Source organism: Streptomyces sp. NBC_00859, assembly GCF_045161865.1.
In the GTDB taxonomy this organism is placed as follows: domain Bacteria; phylum Actinomycetota; class Actinomycetes; order Streptomycetales; family Streptomycetaceae; genus Streptomyces.
In genome coordinates this window covers 1-16,212 of the sequence record NZ_CP108826.1, presented here as the reverse complement: position 1 = coordinate 16,212, position 16,212 = coordinate 1, and the positions used below count along the sequence as shown (strand labels likewise).

Sequence of the window (16,212 nt, the reverse complement as noted above, 5' to 3'; positions counted from 1 at the left end):
GATGCCTGCGTCGTCAGTGGCAACGGGGATTCGGCTATGGCATCGGGGAGGACAGGGTGTGGCCCTCATCCCGGAAGATCACCAGTCGATGGCCGTCGAACTCAACCTCTGCCTCACCAGCAGTCGACATGCGACGAGAGTCGTACTATTAATGACAAAGCGGACTCACTCGCAGGGGAGTCACCGTGGGTTCCATTACAAGAAGGTCCGCGAACTGGACGAGCTGGAGATCCTGTCAGCCGAGATCGGCAAGGACTATGAGGACGCCGATGGCACCCTCATCCCCATCACCGACCAGGACCTTGCCGCTCTGCCGCTCCCGACCACGAAGACCATCGAGATCGGCGAGATCGTCGCGTTCGGCCACGTTGCCTGGGTCGACCCCCTCCAGATGGACACCGCCTACTGCCGGGTCGCCAACGGAGCATCCGCTACCAGCCGTACGTGCTGCTGCGCGAGGTCCTCAAGCGCAGCCGGAGGGTGGGCATACTGCGCCACGGCGGGGCCTGGTCATGCTCCGCGGCGTCGACGAGGTCATCGCCATGCCCGGATTGCTTCTGGCCCGACGAAATCCGCGCCTCCGATGCCGAGGTGATGATCCGCGACGTCGAACTCCACCTGGCCGGCGCTCTGATGACCACCCTCGGCGGAGTGGCCGGGAGCCACTGCAAGACGACAACGGTGCGGCCGTGGGGGAGAGGGTGACCGCGAAGGTCTGGAACTGCCACCGCGCCGGCATCGGAGTGCGCGCCGACGGGGGAAAGGTCATGGAACTCATTCAGGGACGCCAAGGCGGCAAGCAAGCGTGCCGCCCTCATCACCGCTCAGGCAGAAGCCGTCTGACTGCCACCGACTGGGAGTAAGTAAGTGAGCCGCTACAGCATTGACGTTGTCCAGAGCTTCCGGTCTACCGGCTTCCTGGTCGGTAAGACACAGACCCCGAACGGCTTCACTTTTACGGTGACCGACTCAGAGACTGGCCGGATCATCAAGTCCGGTCATGCGTTCACTCACAAGCAGGCTGTAGCGGCCGCTAACAAGGTTGTTACCAACCTGAATGCGGTGGGGACGGCCAAGGCTCCCAAGGGTGGCTCGGGCAAGAACCTGACCGCCCTTGACCCCACTGGGATGGCGCGCAACCTGCGACGCAACGCTGACATGTACGAGAGCAAGGGCAAGGGCCGCAAGGCCGCTAAGCTCCGTGCCAAGGCTGACGCCCTGGAACAAGAAGACAGCAGCGACTAAGAAGATGACGTTGAAGACGGCATCGGTATAGCTGCTCACGATGCGGGCCGGCGACGCTCTACGTGAGGCCGAGGCTGTCCAGGGCGGTGGTCCAGTCGGCGACGATCGCATGCTGCGCCAAGGTGAGCGTGGTCTGAGCAATTGTCAAAATCTGTGGATCAGTAGCCGTTCACCATGACTCGTGCTTCAGGTGGACGAGCCCTTCGATGGACTCCAGCTGACCTCGCAGGGCGGGGCTGGTGGCTGAAGTGGTCGTCAGCAACAACACCTGAAAGGTGGGGTGTTCGTCGGCGTAGAGGTCGCCTTCTTCGTCGTCGCCGGGGATCGGGTTGGGCTGGATCTCGACCCGTACTGTTCACCTTCGCGTGTGAGTCCGGCCCCGGCCACCCGTTTACTCGGCGGCCACCCGCTGAGCGGGGCGGCCCACCGCGCCGGGTGGCGGTGAGCCTGGGCGGGTCGAGCCGACGGCCCCGGCCGGGCAGTTGCTGCGATCGTTCGTCCGCCATACCTTGGTCCCGAGGTCAAAGCCCGTTCGCTTCCGCGTGATCAGCGGCGATGACCGTCGTTCGGAAGAAGACCGTCGACGACAGCCGGACCTTGCTTCCCGGGGTGAGAAGTTCGACCGTCCTGGGCCATTCGGCGGGCTCGGGAAGGCCGAGCGCGTCAGCGAGACGGGACGCGAAGCGAGGCATGACCGGGGCTGCCGTGACCGCGAGCAGACGGGCCGCGGCGAGTTCGAGAGCGATGGCTGTACGGCTCTCGTCCTCCCAGGCCGCACTGCGGGCCAGCAGGTTGGCCGCCTGGCCGAAGCGCACCACGTCTTCGACGAGGGCGTTGAGTTCTGCGGCTGCCTCCCGAAGGGAGAACCCATCGGGGCTGAGGCTTCCGGTGAGCGCGGCCAACCGGGTGCCCAGGCGGCCCAGGAAGGCCGAATGCTCCGGTGTCCAGTTGCCCGCGTCCGGTGCGATGCCGCCATGGCGCTGGTCGATGCGGTGCCCCAGGTCGTTCAGCCACTTCTGCCAGGTTCCTATGAGAGTGTTCCGGAGCACCGATTCGTAAGCGGCGAGCTCGAAGTTGGTCCGCTGCCCCTCGGGTCGGGTACTGGAGAGGAAGTAGCGGACGGCGTCGACGCTGTCCGGGCCGAGGATGTCCTTGCCCCAGATGGCGTGCCTACGGCTGGTGGAGAACTTGCGGCCTTCCAGCAGGTAGAACTCATTGACGTGGTAGTCGATGTCCGGTACCCAGTCCGGGAAGGCCAGTTTGTAAAGCACGGGATAGAGCACCGAATGGTAGAAGCTGTTGTCGTAGCCGAAGAAGTGCACGATCTTCCAGCTCTCGCGCGGAGCCAGAGCGTTCCAGTCCCGGCCGAGCCGCCCGCCCAGAGCCTCGATGCCGTGCAGGAATCCGTACGACATTTCCGGCCATACCCAAATCACCTGCCCCCCGATGGAACTTTCAGCGGGTGCTACTCCCCAGGAGGACGGGTGGGTAACGGGGAGGTCGAAGCGTGGCCGGTCGAAGACCCGGTTCGCGAATTCGCCGAGCCGGGCCGGGACACGGCCTAGACGGTGATGCTCGCGGACAACCTCACGGAACTCGTGCAAGGGCAGGGTGAACCGGTCGATGGCGGCACGGTCGGGTGCAGCCGTCGACCCTCCCGACGTCGGATTCTTCAGATCCACGACGAGATTCGGTTCGCCGCACTCCTCACAGATGTTCCCACTCGTGCTGGAGGGGCAATACGGGCAGCCGCCGCTGACATCGGCCTCGTAGAGGTACTGGCCCGTCTCGGAGTCGAAGAGCGCCTCGCCTTTCGCGACGGTCACCGAGCCCGAGGCGACCAGGCTGGAGAAGAACTGCCGCAGTCTCGCGGGATACGCCTCGTCCGTGCTTGTCACGGTGTACTGGTCCAACGGGATGTCCATGAGTAGCAACGTCTCGGCTATTTCGGCGCTATATTGTGCTGCCGTCTCCGCCGCATTTCGGCTCTCCGCGCGCGCGGCACCGAGCACATAGCTCTGGAAGTCGTCACTGCCGGTGAGGTGCCACGCCTGGAAACCGTTCAGGCGCTGGAAGCGCACATAGGCGTCGGCGCCGAGGTATGGCCCGGAGAGGTGCCCGAGGTGCAGGTCCCCGTTGGGTGTTGGCGGCGTGGAAAAGACGAAGATCGGCCGGTCCCCGAAGCCCTTACGCTCGGCCGAACCCGCCGACCTGAGCGCTCGGCCCGCGTCCCGCCAGTACTGCGTTAGGAAGATGAGGTCCGTAGCACCGGTGTTATGCAGCACATGGGATTCGAAGGGTTCGAACAACGCGACCGTGCCGGGTTCCGCGGGAGACCGCTCCCCGTCGACGACGAACTCGCCGCGTCCCGCGATGATGGCGAAGAACTCGGTCTCGTCATGGTGATGGCTGTCTGAGCTGCGGCCCGGGGCGACCCTGCCCCAGCCGGCGCCCACCCCGAGCCCCTCGATGCTGCTCATCTCGATACCGAAGGCCGAGTGCAGCGCTTCAGGGTCGTACGTGTTGATGATCACGACTGGTCCTTCTCTCCGTGGTGGGGAAGATTGAGGAGGCCTACCGCCTCCGCCGCGATGGCAGGGGCGAGCCGGTAGCCCGAGCCGTTGGCCGCACCCGCGAACACCAGACGCCCGTGGCCGTCGAGGGAAGTCACCAAGGGCGCGCCGCCGGGGCTGAAGGCGTCGCAGAAGACCCGCCCGGACACACAGTGCTCGACGAGGCCGGGCGCGTAACGGCCCAGGACGGCCCGCGCCTCGCTCAGGTTCTCCCGGGACAGCCCGTCCGCGACGCTCTCCGGGTCGACGTCCCACTCCTGGCAGGTGTAGCTGAACAGCCAGCGGCCCTCGTTGTAACGGGGCAGCAGGAAGGCGTCCTCGTCGTGGAGGACGATCGCGTGGTCGTCCTTCCCGGGCCGGACGCCGATGTGCATCGCCACGACCTTCTTCACCCGGGCGTTCAACGGCGCGACGAGGTCCTTCCAGGCGGGAGCAGCGAGCCATGGCCCCGGTGCGAGCACGGCCCGGCCGGCGGTCACGGTCTCGCCGGTGCCCAGGCGCAGCACGACGGCGTCCTGCTCGGGCCGTACCTCGTCTACTCGCACGCTTTCCCGTACGGAGACCGGCCCTCGCAGCCGTCGGCTGAGGAACTGCGTGAGAGCGTGCACGTCGGCGTACTGGCAGCCTTCGCCCTGCCAGGCCGCGGAGCCCGGAGGAATCCGGATCCGACCGTCCGGATCCGGTGTGGAGCGCCTTAGCTGTGCGCTGTCGAGATACACACCGCGCAGTGCTGCCCCGCTCGCTTCGGCTGCGATCACGGTCATGGGCAGCGGATGGACGGGCAGGTCAGGATGGAGCGCCAACAGCTTCGCGTAGTAGTCCTGGCTGTAGGCGGACATACGACGTACTCGCTCGACAGCGCCGCGGGGGAAGTGCAGCCCCGCCGAGCGCCGAGTGGCACCGGAGCCGGTCATGTCCCGGTCCAAGACCATGACCGAAGTACCGGGGCTGCGAGCCAGGATCTCGCGTGCGGTCATGCAACCGATAACTCCGGCCCCGACGACCGCGACGTCCACGTCCAGGTTCTTACTCGCCACGGTCATCATCCCATCACCCATGAGTTATCGGCGGTGTCCTTCGTCGACCACTCGATGAAGGACGCGAGCTGCTCATCGCTGCGCACTCCGCGCACCCGGTCGGCTATGCGTTGACTGCGCCAGGCGTTCAGGCTGAGGTTGGGATCGGCGAGGCCACGCTGTTGCCGTGCGCCGTTCTGGACGAAGATGCTGTGGTGGGACGGCCCGTCCCAGCGCACGGCGAAGTCCTGGTCGACACGGAGCTCGCCGTCCTCGCGCTCCAGCCTGTCGGCGATCGGGGCGAGGAAGTCCGTCGCTGCGGGACTGTAGCCCGTCGCCCAGATGATGACATCCGCCTCGTGGTGCTCCACTTCGCCCGGTTGGTCGTTGTGCCGGGTCGCGATGTCCCATGCGCAGACGATGCCCCGGCTCACCTCGGTCACCTCGCGGTTGGGGTAGAGGCCGACCAGATCCGGCAGCCCGTTGATGAACCGGTGAACGTACAGCCGCTGGTAGATCGACCGGAGGGTCTCCTCGGAGATCCCGTCGCTGCTCAGGAGTTGACGCTCGTTGAACACTTTGCGGGCGTCGCTGGGTAGGTTGTAGAAGTAGTCGGAGTGGGACGGCATGTAGAAGTCGTTGGTGAACGGTGAGTCGTCGATCGGGAAGTAGTTCCGGCGACGCGAGACCCACACGACCCGCCGGGGCAGTTCGGCGGCGGTGCGGGAAATGAGATCCAGGAAGGCTTCCGCGCCCGACTGACCTCCGCCGATCACTACGACCCGCTTGCCGCCGAGATCACGCGCTAAGTCCATAAATTCGCTCACGTGGTACTGGGTAGGCCCCAGTTGTGGCCGCGCATGAGGCGGCACGAACGGACGGCTTCCGACTCCAAGCACTATGTTGTCGGCGGTCACAGTGCGGCAGCCGGTGCGTATTCGGAAGACGCCTTCGAAGCCGACCTCATGCACTTCCTCGCCGAAGACGATGTTGGAGTTACGCGCGCAGGCCCAGGCCAGGTAGTTGCGGAACTCCTGCCGCGGCACGGCGGAGAAGTCCGCGTTGAGAAAGTGGTAGAGGCGCCCCTGGTCGTGCAGATACGCGAGAAACGAGAAGGGATTCGTCGGATCCGCAAGGCTGACCAGGTCTTTGAACAGAGACACCTGGAGGGTTGCGCCAGGCATCTGTTGTCCGTCGTGCCAGCCGAAGGCCGCTTTCCGATCGAGGAAAAGGTTGGACACTTCGGCGTGTCCGTGGAGGAGCGATGCCAGGCTCAGGTTCGCCGGACCCACTCCAACCCCGACACACCGGTAGTGCGCCAAAGGGTGGTTTGGATTTTCATGCCCCATATCCGAACCTCTTCTTTCGAGTGACGATGAACCGATCATTGGCTCCTGCCGGCGGGCCGGGGTAGGAGGTGACTATCTCGGTACATGGGCAGACTTCAGTGATCGCCCGGAAGGGCCGGCCGGTCGTCCAGCCACCGCGACGTGGCACGCGGCAACGTCAATGTGCTGCGGAGAAGCGGGGTCGGGGAGAAGGGACACTGTGGACGTGCGATTGCCACCACTCCTGGCCTTCGGGCGGAAGGGTGTAGATGGGGTCGTAGTACTCGTGAAGCCGGGTCAGACCGTCGGCGTCGCCTTGGTCGAGTGTGGTGCGGTAGTTCTTCGACCAGTACGAGATCCCGTGCACCCGGTCGTAGTCGGCGAGCTGGTGGACCCAGCGCTTTCCGACGAACGGAACGTCGCAGACAATGCGCGGGGTCGCGAAACCGGGTAGATACCCCATGATCGCGTGCTGCAGGTCCTGAGCTTCCGCGACCGAGGTCCGCCAGTGCTCGCTGTACGGGATCATGTCGCAGGTATAGAAGTAGTAGGGCATGATCGCTGCACTGTCGAGCAGGGCGAAGCACAGGTCGAGGAGCGCCGTGGGGCTGTCGTTCACCGTGCGCAGCAGCACCGCCTGATTACGGATGTCGCGCAGACCGGCGTCCAGCAGCAAATTCGAGGCCTGGGAAACGCTCTTCGTGACCTGCTGCGAGGCATTGGCATGGGTGTGCAGCGAGATCTGTACTCCACGCGAGCGGGCTGTGGCGGTCAGTCTTGCGACACCGGCCAGCACCTTGGCGTCCATCCAGTACTGCGGTAATCCGATCAATGCCTTGCTCGCCAGCCGTATGTCGCGAATGGAGTCGATCTCCATCAGCGCGTTGACGAATGATTCGAGACGGGGCCAGGGAACGTTGGCGACGTCGCCGCCGGAGACGACGACGTCTCGGACGACTGGAGTCGTCTGCAGATAATCGATCATGGCCTGGAGTCGGGCTTCGGGCTTCAGCGCGAACGTGGTCTTGCTGACCTGTGGAGTGGAGTTACCTACAAGATCCATTCGGGTGCAATGCCCGCAATACTGGGGGCAGGTGGATACCAGCTCCACTAGAACCTTGGTGGGATAGCGATGGGTCAGGCCCTCGGTGGCCCACATGTCGCGCTCGTGCAGCGAATCCCGCTCGGCATACGGGTGGGAAGGGAAGTCCGTCCGGCGGTCGGAGAAGACCGGCAGCATATAGCGGCGGACCGGATCGGTGTAGAAAGCGTCGGTCAGGCTTCCGGCCCCGTCCGCTTTCGTGTCATGCGCCATGGTGTTGATCATGTGCGGGGTGATGAGCAGGGACATCGTCGCGCGCTCGCTCTGGTCGCGCTCCAAGTCGGCGAAGAAGGTGTCACCCAGCAGGTCACCGGTGACGTCGCGCAGCTGGCGGAGGTTCTTGACGCAGTGGGCGCGCTGCCACTGGGGGGAGTTCCATTCGTCATCGGTCACGCCACGCCACCCGGGGAAGCGACGCTGGTCGGGTTCGTTGGCTTCGTGCTGGCGGTAGGAATAGGGCTGCTGAGGGCCGTCAGACATGCGAATCCTCTCAGTGGGCTTCATATCGGTGACAATCGGCGGGCCCGCGGCGGAGAACCGCCGCCGCAGGCCCGGACCGAGTTCACGGCGATGCGAAGGCCGGCGCACAGACACTGGCACCGGTGGACACCTGCTCCAACGAGGTCATCCCTTTCAGTACGCGGCGGTAGGGCTCGCTCAGTTCGACGAGCACGTCGTGCAGCGGCTGATCTACTTCGGCGGCATGCCGCAGCGCGCTCTCCACCTGCCCGCGCCAGCGGCTTCTGATCATCAGGTCACCGCCCTGCTCCGTGGTGATCAGGTGTCGGCAGCGCGGGCTGTGGCATCGGCATTCCATGCTCCAGCCGCCGTCCTCGGTGAAGGTCGCGTAGTCACACGTAACCTCCTCACCGGCTGCGATGTCCCGGACAGCCACACCGAAGTCGAGGCCCGTGTCAAGGACGTTGGCCTCGCAAGAGTGGTTCATCAGGTAGGCGCCCAGGCACGGCAGTAACAGGCTGCCGTCCGACAGGAGATGCCCGTAGATGTCGAGTGCCGCGAAGCGCGCCTCGGGCAGCGCCGCGACCTCCTCTTTGGACCATCGTGAGCACTTGACGCACGGGTTCCAGATAGCCGTCCCGATTGGAATGGGCTCGGTGGCGAACAACCCCACGTTGTGCGTACGACTCGCGCGTACGTCGATTCCTTTGGTCAGCACGGGGTCACGAGAGTTTCAGCGCATCGACCAGACCGGATTCCAGCTCTTCCACCCTGCGGTGGCTCTTTCCGAGGATCAGATAGCGCCACTTGCCGTCGAAGGCGAGGGTGTCCGAGGTGATGACGACTCCCTCGTCCGAACCTGTCTCGAAGCTCAGACCTGCCTGCCGCACTCGCGCGACTCCGGCGGCGAACTCCCGTTCCACGCCGCCGACCCTGGAGTCGGCGATCCACACGGCGTCCGCGGCCCGCTCCTCTCCGAGGAGCCGCTTGACTAGGAGGTCCAGGTAGGTGCAGCCGGTCTTGCGGAGGTTACTCTCGGTGGAGTAGAGGACATCGTCGGCAGTGATCCCACCATCGACGTCGAATGGTCCCCAGTAGCCGACCTGATGCAGGTGGCGGCCCAGCGCGAGCCCGCCTTCGACCAGTTCCTTCACCGCCGAAGTGCTCGCGACCAGGGGTGTGATCTGACCACTGAAGCTGCCGTTTGGGGTTCTCATCTCTCCAACGTGCATCACGCGCGGCCCGTTCTCGTCCACCTCCATCTCCACGGTGACGATACGGACGAAGTCGAGTCGCTCCTCGACGACCCAGCCCGGAGGCTGGTCGGCTACCGACAACAGGTACGCGGCGAGTTTGGCGTCGAGGTCGGGCAGGTCGCCGGCCTCCCAGAAGGCCACCCCGTACCCGTTGGACCCCCGGGCCAGCTTCGTGACCGCGGCGCCCTTGTCGGTCAGTACATCCCGCAGGGCGGCAGCCAGCTCGGCCGGAGTGCCACAGCTGAACCCGTGGGGGACCCTGATGCCCAGTTTGCCCGCGAGCTCCCGGAAGCCGGGCTTGGTGTTGATCCGGTAGGCAGCTGCCACCGCGGTGGCGGGAACTCCCTCGACGGGGTAGCCCTCCACAGGAACGCCGATCTCGGCGGCGAGTTCGATGGCGGGGCGGTCCTGGGCGAAGGCCTGGAAGCGTATGCCTGGCCGTTGCTGCGCTTCCGAACGCAGCCTGTCCACGAGGCCGTTGCGGCGGACCGCTTCGGTCAGCGTCGCCAGGCCGTCGGTAGGCGCGTGCAGAAACGTTACGTCGGTCGCCGAGAATCCGAGCAGGTCGCAGGCATAGTCACGCAGGGGCTCCGACATGGCCCTGGGCGTCACCAGGACATCGCCCGGCTGGGTCAGCCAGACCTTGCGCGGGGAGACGGCGACCAAGGCGTCGGCGTGCCGGTGCACCGGCACGGTGACCATCAGTTCGTTGACGAAGTTACCGAAGACCAGCAAGGGGTAGGGTCGCTGCACGATGGTTGTCCTCACTTTCCGGGCTTCAGGCCGCCGTAAATGGCGTGGCCCGCTTTCAGCCAGTGGACATCGACTTCGCTGAATCCCGCGTCACGCAGCCAACTGAGCTGATCGAAGATCGGGGATGGCTTGTCGAGATCGTCCGGGTACTCGTAGCAGCTCCACTCAAGGGTGTGGAACTTCTCGTACGGCTCCAGGCTCCCGGTTCCGGCGAGGCCCTGTTCCTTGACGGCTTCGTTCCACATCCGACGCGTGAGCGCGACGCCGCGTTCGCCTACTGGCTGGATCAAGTCAGCGATCACCAGAACTCCACCCGGGCGGAGCATTTCGAACACGTCGCCGAAGAGCTCCTGCTTTCCTTCCCCGTCCAGGTGGTGGACTGCCAGCGACGAGACCACGGCGGCCGGTGCCTCGTCGCGTGTTCGCCAGGCCTTTTCCGCGAGGTCGAACTGTTCGGTGCGGAATTGCTTTTCGTAGGCCGACAGCTCCCGTCGTGCGACGCCCAGCATAGTGGGGCTGAGGTCCATCCCGACCACGGTGGCCTGAGGGAAGGCCTTGATCAGCCCCTCGCTCAGTCGGCCCTGGCCGCAACACAGATCGAGTATCTCGAACGGTGCCTGCTGCTCGGGGATCAGGGAGGTCACCACATCGATTTGCGTCTGTCGCTCAGGAACGAAATATTCACCAAATTCGATGAATTCGCTAGAATCCTGTTCTTCCCAATCCTGTTGCAAGCTCAATTTACTTCCTTCCGTCTTGTTTTCGTGAACGTGGCATTGTGTCCATTGTTCGAGTGGGCGACGAACTGCGGCATGGTCCTCGAAGCGAGAACAGCCGTTGTGAATGGGAGGGCGAGAGATGTGTCATCGGGTGCGGCACCATGGCGCGATCGAACGGCCGGCCTGGGCGTCGATACAGACGCGAAGAAAAAGAAGGCATGCCTCAGCTGATGGGCGTGGAGTGAGTTTTGAATAACGTACACGTGCTGCCCCACCCAGCTCACATGAGATTTTCATGTGCTCTGCTTTCCTGCAAGAATTTATCGACTAACGTCACCACAGTTTGAGTCGCATCGACGTGGCACATGTGCCCCGACCCGGGTATGACTTCGGTTCGGCAGTCTTGGATGGCTTGCGTGAGTCGGCCGAGATGGTCCGGACCCGCCCAGCCGTCGAGTTCTCCGCCTATGGCTAGAGTAGGGCAGGCCACTTTTCCTAAATGGCTCATCTCCTCCTCCAGTGATGGGAATACCGATTCATTAAAATAGCGAAGCGCGTCGATATTCGCAGGCCGCCGGGCGAGATGTGACTGCCAGGACCTGGTTCGTGCCGACATCGGACCCACCCAGAGGGGGATGACTGCAGCGATGAGCCGACCGAGGGCGGCATCGTCCGGGGGATACTCTTCCCCCTGAGCCCCCAGAACCGCCAAGGCTTCCGCCACCTCGGGCTCGGACAGTCGCGCACGTTGGAAGGCCTCTGCCATGTCCTCAGCCTCGTCGCCGCCGTAGGCCGGTGTCCCTAAAAGTACGAGGCTCCTCACCAGGCGCGGATCACGGGCGGCAACCAGCGAGGCGACCGCCCCACCGTGCGAGTGCCCCAGGAGATCGACGGGTTCTCCGTTCGCCTCTCGCTCGATCCAGGCGCTCAGGTCGTCCGCGTACTCTTCCAGGGAATAGGCTCCTCGATCGCTGGGCCGTGGACTGTCACCCGTTCCGCGCGGGTGGACCAGCGCCACCGTGTGGTGGGCCGCCAGATCGGCCAACGGCTCCAAATAGCCGGGGTGCATCCCTGGCCCCCCCGGTTGGCACACCAACAAGGGGCCATTGCCGTGCCTGGTGTCAGTCAACTGCATCACCATTCATGCCTCCTTGGGGACAAGAAGGCGCGCGCACACCGCAGAGGCCAAGGTGAGAGCTGCCGCGACCGCGAGAGCCTTGGCCGGCGTGGTGGCGCCGACCAGGAATCCCCCCAGGGCGGTTCCGACAGGGAATCCGATCAGATTGACGCTGATGGACACCGTCATGATGCGGCCGATCCACCCCGGGTCCGTACGCCGCTGCCGCAAGGAGAGCAGACTCACATTGACGGTACCTTCCATGAGGCCGAATAGTGCGAGGCCGGCCCCGAGGGCCACGAGCGAGCCCAGCGCGCTGATCGGGAAGATCGCGGCGGATGCCACTGCGGTCGCGCCCACCATGTAGCGGCGCTCCACCCCTGAGCGCACGAGCTTCCCAGCTGCCAGGGCTCCCAGTCCTCCGCAAAGGCCCACGACGGCCCAGATCAGCCCGACATAGCGGCCCGACGAACTTCCGGGCGTCACCCACTCGGTGACCGCGACCGGGACGATGAGGATCAGCATCCCGTACGACACCTGGAACAAGGAGTAGGAGGCTGCGAGTCCGCGCAGCGTGGAATTGCGCAGCAGATACGTGATCCCTTCCCACGCCGCGCGCAGCAGGTGTTGCTGCCGCTCGCCCTTGGGAGCAGGCTTGGGGTCGCCGCGCAGCAGGGCGAGGCTCAGCGTCGCCAGCGCGTACAGGCCGACCACAGTGAAAAGGGCAGGGTTGGCTCCTGCCCACGCGAAGAGCGAGCCGGCGACCAGGGGGCCGCCTACCTCGATCGCCGAGTAGGTACTCAGGTCCAGGGCGTTCGCCTTGTCGTAGGCGATGTCGGGAACGAACTGCGGGAACAGCGTTCGGATTCCGCCGTCGGTCAGCGGGCTGGTCAGCGAGAACAGTGCGAGCAAGACGTAGAGAACCCCAGGAGTCAGGTTCCCGACCAGAGAAAAGACGCCGATTCCGCCGATCAATACCGCGCTTGCCGCCGTATCCATGGCAACCGCACGGAGCGCTCCGAACCTGTCCAGAACAGCACCCGCGATAGGGCTTATCAGAAATCCCGGAAGGGTGAGGAAGAATCCACTCATTCCCGCGACGGCGGCGGAATCAAACTCGGCTATTGAATAGAGAACGACGACGAGCAGGAGCATGCCGTGCGCCAACCTGGACAGGGAGGCAGCCAGCAGGAGTTGTGGAACGTTACGGCTGGTGAGGATTTTTCTATATGTGACGACCGGGATTTCTTGATCATGTAATAGCTGAGGTATCGGTTTCATGATGTGGTTCTCATCTGAAGGTCGCAGCTCCTGAAGCCGAACGGATTCACATTCCCCAAACGATCTCGAGATTGCCATACCAAGGCGATCTATGCAAGCCTCTTCTCGCTCGTGCCAACGCGCCGATACCTAGATGCTCCTGACTCACCGAAACCTTGATCATTGGCCTGAAATGATCGTCAGGTTCTTCTTCGTCCAAAACATTTGATCCATGCGCTTTCGGACAACGCGGATGCGGTCGCCCCAGCGATTTCCTACAGGGAGAGGAGTGCTGTGACTGACAAGTTCTCGCACCAACCAGACACTGTTGACCTCGATGTTCTTTACCTCGGCTGGCAGCGGGAGGCCATCGAGGCGCTGCAGGGATTTGGTGGCAGGGTCACCTGCGTGGTCTCGTCGTCCGATCGCTTTAAGCCAGCCGAGGAGGGTTTCGAGGGGGCGGTGGCTGTGGCCCGCGACCACACATGCGTGGAGGACATCCTGGGGGCGCTGGCCGGATTAGCCTCTGCCCCGGATCGGTTCCGGGCGGTTTGCTCCGAGGACGAGTTCGCGATCGTCACGGCCGCGGTTCTCAGTCACCTCGTCTCCGAGCAGGCCGGCTCGGCGCACGATGCGCTGGCTCTGCGTGACAAGGCGTTCCAGAAACGGCTGATACGTGCCGCCGGGATCCCGACGGCCGACTACGCTCACTTCGCCGACCTCGACGCCGTCAGAATGGCCGTGCGCTCCGGCGAGGTCGCCACCCCGTTTGTGATCAAGCCGCCTGCTGGGGCTGGCTCCCAACACACACGCGTGATCAGGGACGAGGAGGGTGAGAAGGGTGACGTTGACGCACTGGCGGCTTTCGGGCGTGAGGCCGGTGCCACAGCGGGGCCTTGGCTGATCGAAAAGTTCATCTCGGGCGAAGAGCTGCATGTCGACGGCGCGGTCCGCGACGGCACCGTCCTGGTGGCCTCGGCAAGCCGGTACCTGCACAATGTCATCGAGGTGCATCACGGCCGCCTCATTGCTTCGGCCACGCTGGACGAGGACGCAGAGCGCGAACTATTCGACGGCGTCATTCGGCTGACCGAGCGCGCACTCGCCGCCCTGGGACACACCGACGGTGTCTTCCACCTGGAGGCGTTTCACGACGCTGGTGACCTGATCTTCAGCGAGTGCGCGGGGCGCATAGGCGGAGGGATGATCCTGGAGGCCGTGCGCGGCAAATACGGTGTCGATCTGTACCACGAGTGGGCCGCGGCAGTTCTCGGTGTCCCGTCGCCCGCCTCGCTCAGCGTTCGCGAACCCCTCAAGGACTCCTTCGGATGGGCGAACCTCACCACGCCTCCCGGACGCATCCGGAGCCTGCCGACCCGTGAGCTCATCAAGGCCAGACCTGGCGTGGTCGAGGGCCAGTTGTGGGCCAAGGCGGACGAGGTCGTCGGCGATATGCGTCAAGCCTCGCACCTCCTTGTGGCCAAGGCCTTGGTGCGCGCGCCGAGCGAGGCGACCGCCCGGTCCCAACTGAGGGCAGTCAGCGCCTGGTTCACGGATTCTGCGCGGGTGGACAGGCTCGGGGACGACCATGAGTAGCCTCCGGATACTGTCGCTCACGGAGGCCGGGGAACTGGCTCCCTGGGCCGAGATGTGCAGCTCGGCCGACCTGTTCTGCACCCCTCCATGGCTCGCCGTCGAACAGAGCGGATCTGGACCCTGGGTCCCTGCGGCCAGCGCATGTCTTGTCGCGGAGGACCACCTTCAGCTCTTGGCGGGGGTCACTCTCCAGCAGTTCGACCGCACGGTCGACGACGACACCTGCCGCGTCGACAAGATGCTGCGCGCCCTGCCGTGCGCGGATGGCATGTCCGATGCCGTGCTGGCCGGCGCGCTCCTGCCCTCCCTGATGTGCGGCGGTTGGTTCAACTCGACGGTCCTCTCCTCCCCCCGCGCCTCCGAAGCGGCTGTCACTGAGGCACGCCGTGAACTCATCGCGCGCGCCGTCGCCACCGGTCGGGATTGGGGCAGCGCCTCTGTCTTCTTCCCGTACGTTGACGCGGCAGACGCCGCACTGCGCACCGATCTCCGGGCGGCCGGTTTCCTTGAACTCTCAGCACCGGCACGGCATGTCTTCGACTGCGATTATCCGAGCCACGAGGCCTACCTCGCAGCCCTGCCCTCACGCCGAAGGGTGCGGATACGGAAGGAACTGCGACAGTTCGACGATGCCGGAGCTGTCACTGGCCAAGCTTTGCTAGACGACTCCAATGTGGAGCAGATCGCCACACTGGCCCACACTCTCGAACGCAAATATGGCCAAGCTTCCACGCTTGAGGAGTTGACGGGATGGTTCTCGGCAATCGCGAAGAACACACGAACCCGCGTGTTCACAGCAGCCCTCGGTGGGCAGGAGTTCGCGATGAGCCTGTGGCTGCACCACGAGAACCGCATGTACGGGTTTCACGCTGGCTTCGACTACGACATCGGCCGCGGCCTGCCGATGTACTCCGTGGTCGGGTACCACTTGCCCATCGCGTACGGCTGCTCGGCATCGGACACCACAGTGCTCGAGTACGGCATCAGCGCAGACGAGGCCAAGCTCCTTCGAGGCACTGAGGCCATGCCGCAGGTCCTCTGCCTCAAGCCGCTCTCCGAACAGTCGAAAACCGTTGTCGAAGGCCTGGCGATCCAGTCTCTTCCGACATGATCCCGGGAAGGAGTCCGTCACCGGGCGGGCACTGCGTACCGCGGCCGGAGACCGTACCCTCCGCGTACGAAGTGGCTGCCGCAACAGTCTTTTGCCATGGCCGAGTGGGTTCCGTTCCGCCAGGTCCGCGTGTTGGCGGCCGGCCTCGCAGTCTGCCGCGTGGCTCCGGGTGGCCCTTCCGTGCAGCCGCAGAGAGCGGAGCCAGGACAAGAAGGGCCACGGCAACAAGTACCTGCCGTGAGCTTCGCTGTCGATCGGGTTGAAGTATAGAAACACTCTGCCGGGGCATCTGGGTGGCGCATATTCTAAAATTCACGATTTGTGGAAACCTGGTGGGTCGTGGGGGTAGGTGTTGGCCCGGAGGGTGTTTTTCTTGTGGGTCAACAGGCTTGACCCACAAGGGAGCTAGGAAGTGAATGGAAGTAATGTAGATTCCTTTCCGTGCTTCTTTCCGTATTCTATTCCGCCCTTGAATTCGGAGAATTCGAGGGCGGAATTCAACCATCCACCCCATTCCGGAATTTGATTGCCCGTCATTTCTCTTTCGCCGACCGGAGGTCGGCAATTCTCCACCAGAAAAGGGCCGGAGGCCCCTTCCCGATTACGACGCCGGAGGCGTCGCAATGCATTTTGCTTTTCGGGCTGGGAAGCCCGAGGCGCGCTGCGCGCATTCGGCT

General features: G+C 64.4%; 15 protein-coding genes. 4 read left to right on the top strand and 11 right to left on the bottom strand.

The window, feature by feature from the left end:
• Positions 1-235: 235 nt before the first annotated feature.
• Positions 236-367 carry a hypothetical protein gene (locus OG584_RS00075; RefSeq protein ID WP_405773640.1) on the bottom strand — a complete coding sequence of 44 codons (132 nt, stop codon included), beginning with the start codon at positions 365-367 and terminating at the stop codon, positions 236-238.
• A 77-nt stretch (positions 368-444) separates the two neighbouring features.
• Between OG584_RS00075 and OG584_RS00070 the strand changes: the two genes are divergently transcribed.
• Positions 445-705 carry a hypothetical protein gene (locus OG584_RS00070; RefSeq protein ID WP_405773638.1) on the top strand — a complete coding sequence of 87 codons (261 nt, stop codon included), beginning with the start codon at positions 445-447 and terminating at the stop codon, positions 703-705.
• A 162-nt stretch (positions 706-867) separates the two neighbouring features.
• Positions 868-1,245 carry a hypothetical protein gene (locus OG584_RS00065; RefSeq protein WP_405773636.1) on the top strand — a complete coding sequence of 126 codons (378 nt, stop codon included), beginning with the start codon at positions 868-870 and terminating at the stop codon, positions 1,243-1,245.
• Positions 1,246-1,766: 521 nt separating this feature from the next.
• Here the strand turns inward: OG584_RS00065 and OG584_RS00060 are convergent.
• From OG584_RS00060 to OG584_RS00020, 9 genes are all read right to left on the bottom strand, one after another.
• Entirely contained in the window at positions 1,767-3,779 is a 2,013-nt protein-coding gene (locus OG584_RS00060; protein ID WP_405773634.1) for a class I tRNA ligase family protein, read from the bottom strand.
• Entirely contained in the window at positions 3,776-4,855 is a 1,080-nt protein-coding gene (locus OG584_RS00055) for an NAD(P)/FAD-dependent oxidoreductase (RefSeq protein ID WP_405773632.1), read from the bottom strand. The genes OG584_RS00060 and OG584_RS00055 overlap by 4 nt, the downstream gene beginning before the upstream one ends.
• Positions 4,856-4,860: 5 nt before the next feature.
• Complete coding sequence (locus OG584_RS00050; protein ID WP_405783802.1) at positions 4,861-6,183, bottom strand: lysine N(6)-hydroxylase/L-ornithine N(5)-oxygenase family protein; 1,323 nt, start codon at positions 6,181-6,183, stop codon at positions 4,861-4,863.
• A 157-nt stretch (positions 6,184-6,340) separates the two neighbouring features.
• On the bottom strand, positions 6,341-7,744 hold the full coding sequence (locus tag OG584_RS00045; protein WP_405773631.1) for a KamA family radical SAM protein: 1,404 nt from the start codon (positions 7,742-7,744) through the stop codon (positions 6,341-6,343).
• An 82-nt stretch (positions 7,745-7,826) separates the two neighbouring features.
• Complete coding sequence (locus OG584_RS00040) at positions 7,827-8,441, bottom strand: SET domain-containing protein (RefSeq protein ID WP_405773629.1); 615 nt, start codon at positions 8,439-8,441, stop codon at positions 7,827-7,829.
• 4 nt (positions 8,442-8,445) lie between these two features.
• On the bottom strand, positions 8,446-9,732 hold the full coding sequence (locus OG584_RS00035) for a peptide ligase PGM1-related protein (RefSeq protein WP_405773628.1): 1,287 nt from the start codon (positions 9,730-9,732) through the stop codon (positions 8,446-8,448).
• A gap of 11 nt (positions 9,733-9,743) precedes the next feature.
• Entirely contained in the window at positions 9,744-10,472 is a 729-nt protein-coding gene (locus OG584_RS00030) for a class I SAM-dependent methyltransferase (protein WP_405773627.1), read from the bottom strand.
• A gap of 259 nt (positions 10,473-10,731) precedes the next feature.
• Positions 10,732-11,592 carry an alpha/beta fold hydrolase gene (locus OG584_RS00025; RefSeq protein WP_405773625.1) on the bottom strand — a complete coding sequence of 287 codons (861 nt, stop codon included), beginning with the start codon at positions 11,590-11,592 and terminating at the stop codon, positions 10,732-10,734.
• The gene (locus OG584_RS00020) at positions 11,593-12,849 is read right to left on the bottom strand and encodes an MFS transporter (protein ID WP_405773623.1); all 1,257 of its coding nucleotides are present in this window, start codon (positions 12,847-12,849) and stop codon (positions 11,593-11,595) included.
• A 273-nt stretch (positions 12,850-13,122) separates the two neighbouring features.
• On the opposite strand from OG584_RS00020, the gene OG584_RS00015 reads away from it, so the two are divergent.
• Complete coding sequence (locus OG584_RS00015) at positions 13,123-14,424, top strand: acetyl-CoA carboxylase biotin carboxylase subunit family protein (protein ID WP_405773621.1); 1,302 nt, start codon at positions 13,123-13,125, stop codon at positions 14,422-14,424.
• On the top strand, positions 14,417-15,535 hold the full coding sequence (locus OG584_RS00010) for a GNAT family N-acetyltransferase (protein WP_405773619.1): 1,119 nt from the start codon (positions 14,417-14,419) through the stop codon (positions 15,533-15,535). The genes OG584_RS00015 and OG584_RS00010 overlap by 8 nt, the downstream gene beginning before the upstream one ends.
• 405 nt (positions 15,536-15,940) lie before the next feature.
• Here the strand turns inward: OG584_RS00010 and OG584_RS00005 are convergent.
• Positions 15,941-16,212: hypothetical protein (locus tag OG584_RS00005; protein ID WP_405773617.1), on the bottom strand; the 272-nt coding region annotated here is incomplete at its 5' end.

What these genes read in the sequence shown, in the direction of transcription:
- OG584_RS00020 (WP_405773623.1), bottom strand. Translation starts at nt 12,849, where the DNA reads ATGAAACCGATACCTCAGCTATTACATGATCAAGAAATCCCGGTCGTC.
- OG584_RS00010 (WP_405773619.1), top strand. Translation starts at nt 14,417, where the DNA reads ATGAGTAGCCTCCGGATACTGTCGCTCACGGAGGCCGGGGAACTGGCT.
- OG584_RS00045 (WP_405773631.1), bottom strand. Translation starts at nt 7,744, where the DNA reads ATGTCTGACGGCCCTCAGCAGCCCTATTCCTACCGCCAGCACGAAGCC.
- OG584_RS00025 (WP_405773625.1), bottom strand. Translation starts at nt 11,592, where the DNA reads ATGGTGATGCAGTTGACTGACACCAGGCACGGCAATGGCCCCTTGTTG.
- OG584_RS00050 (WP_405783802.1), bottom strand. Translation starts at nt 6,183, where the DNA reads ATGGGGCATGAAAATCCAAACCACCCTTTGGCGCACTACCGGTGTGTC.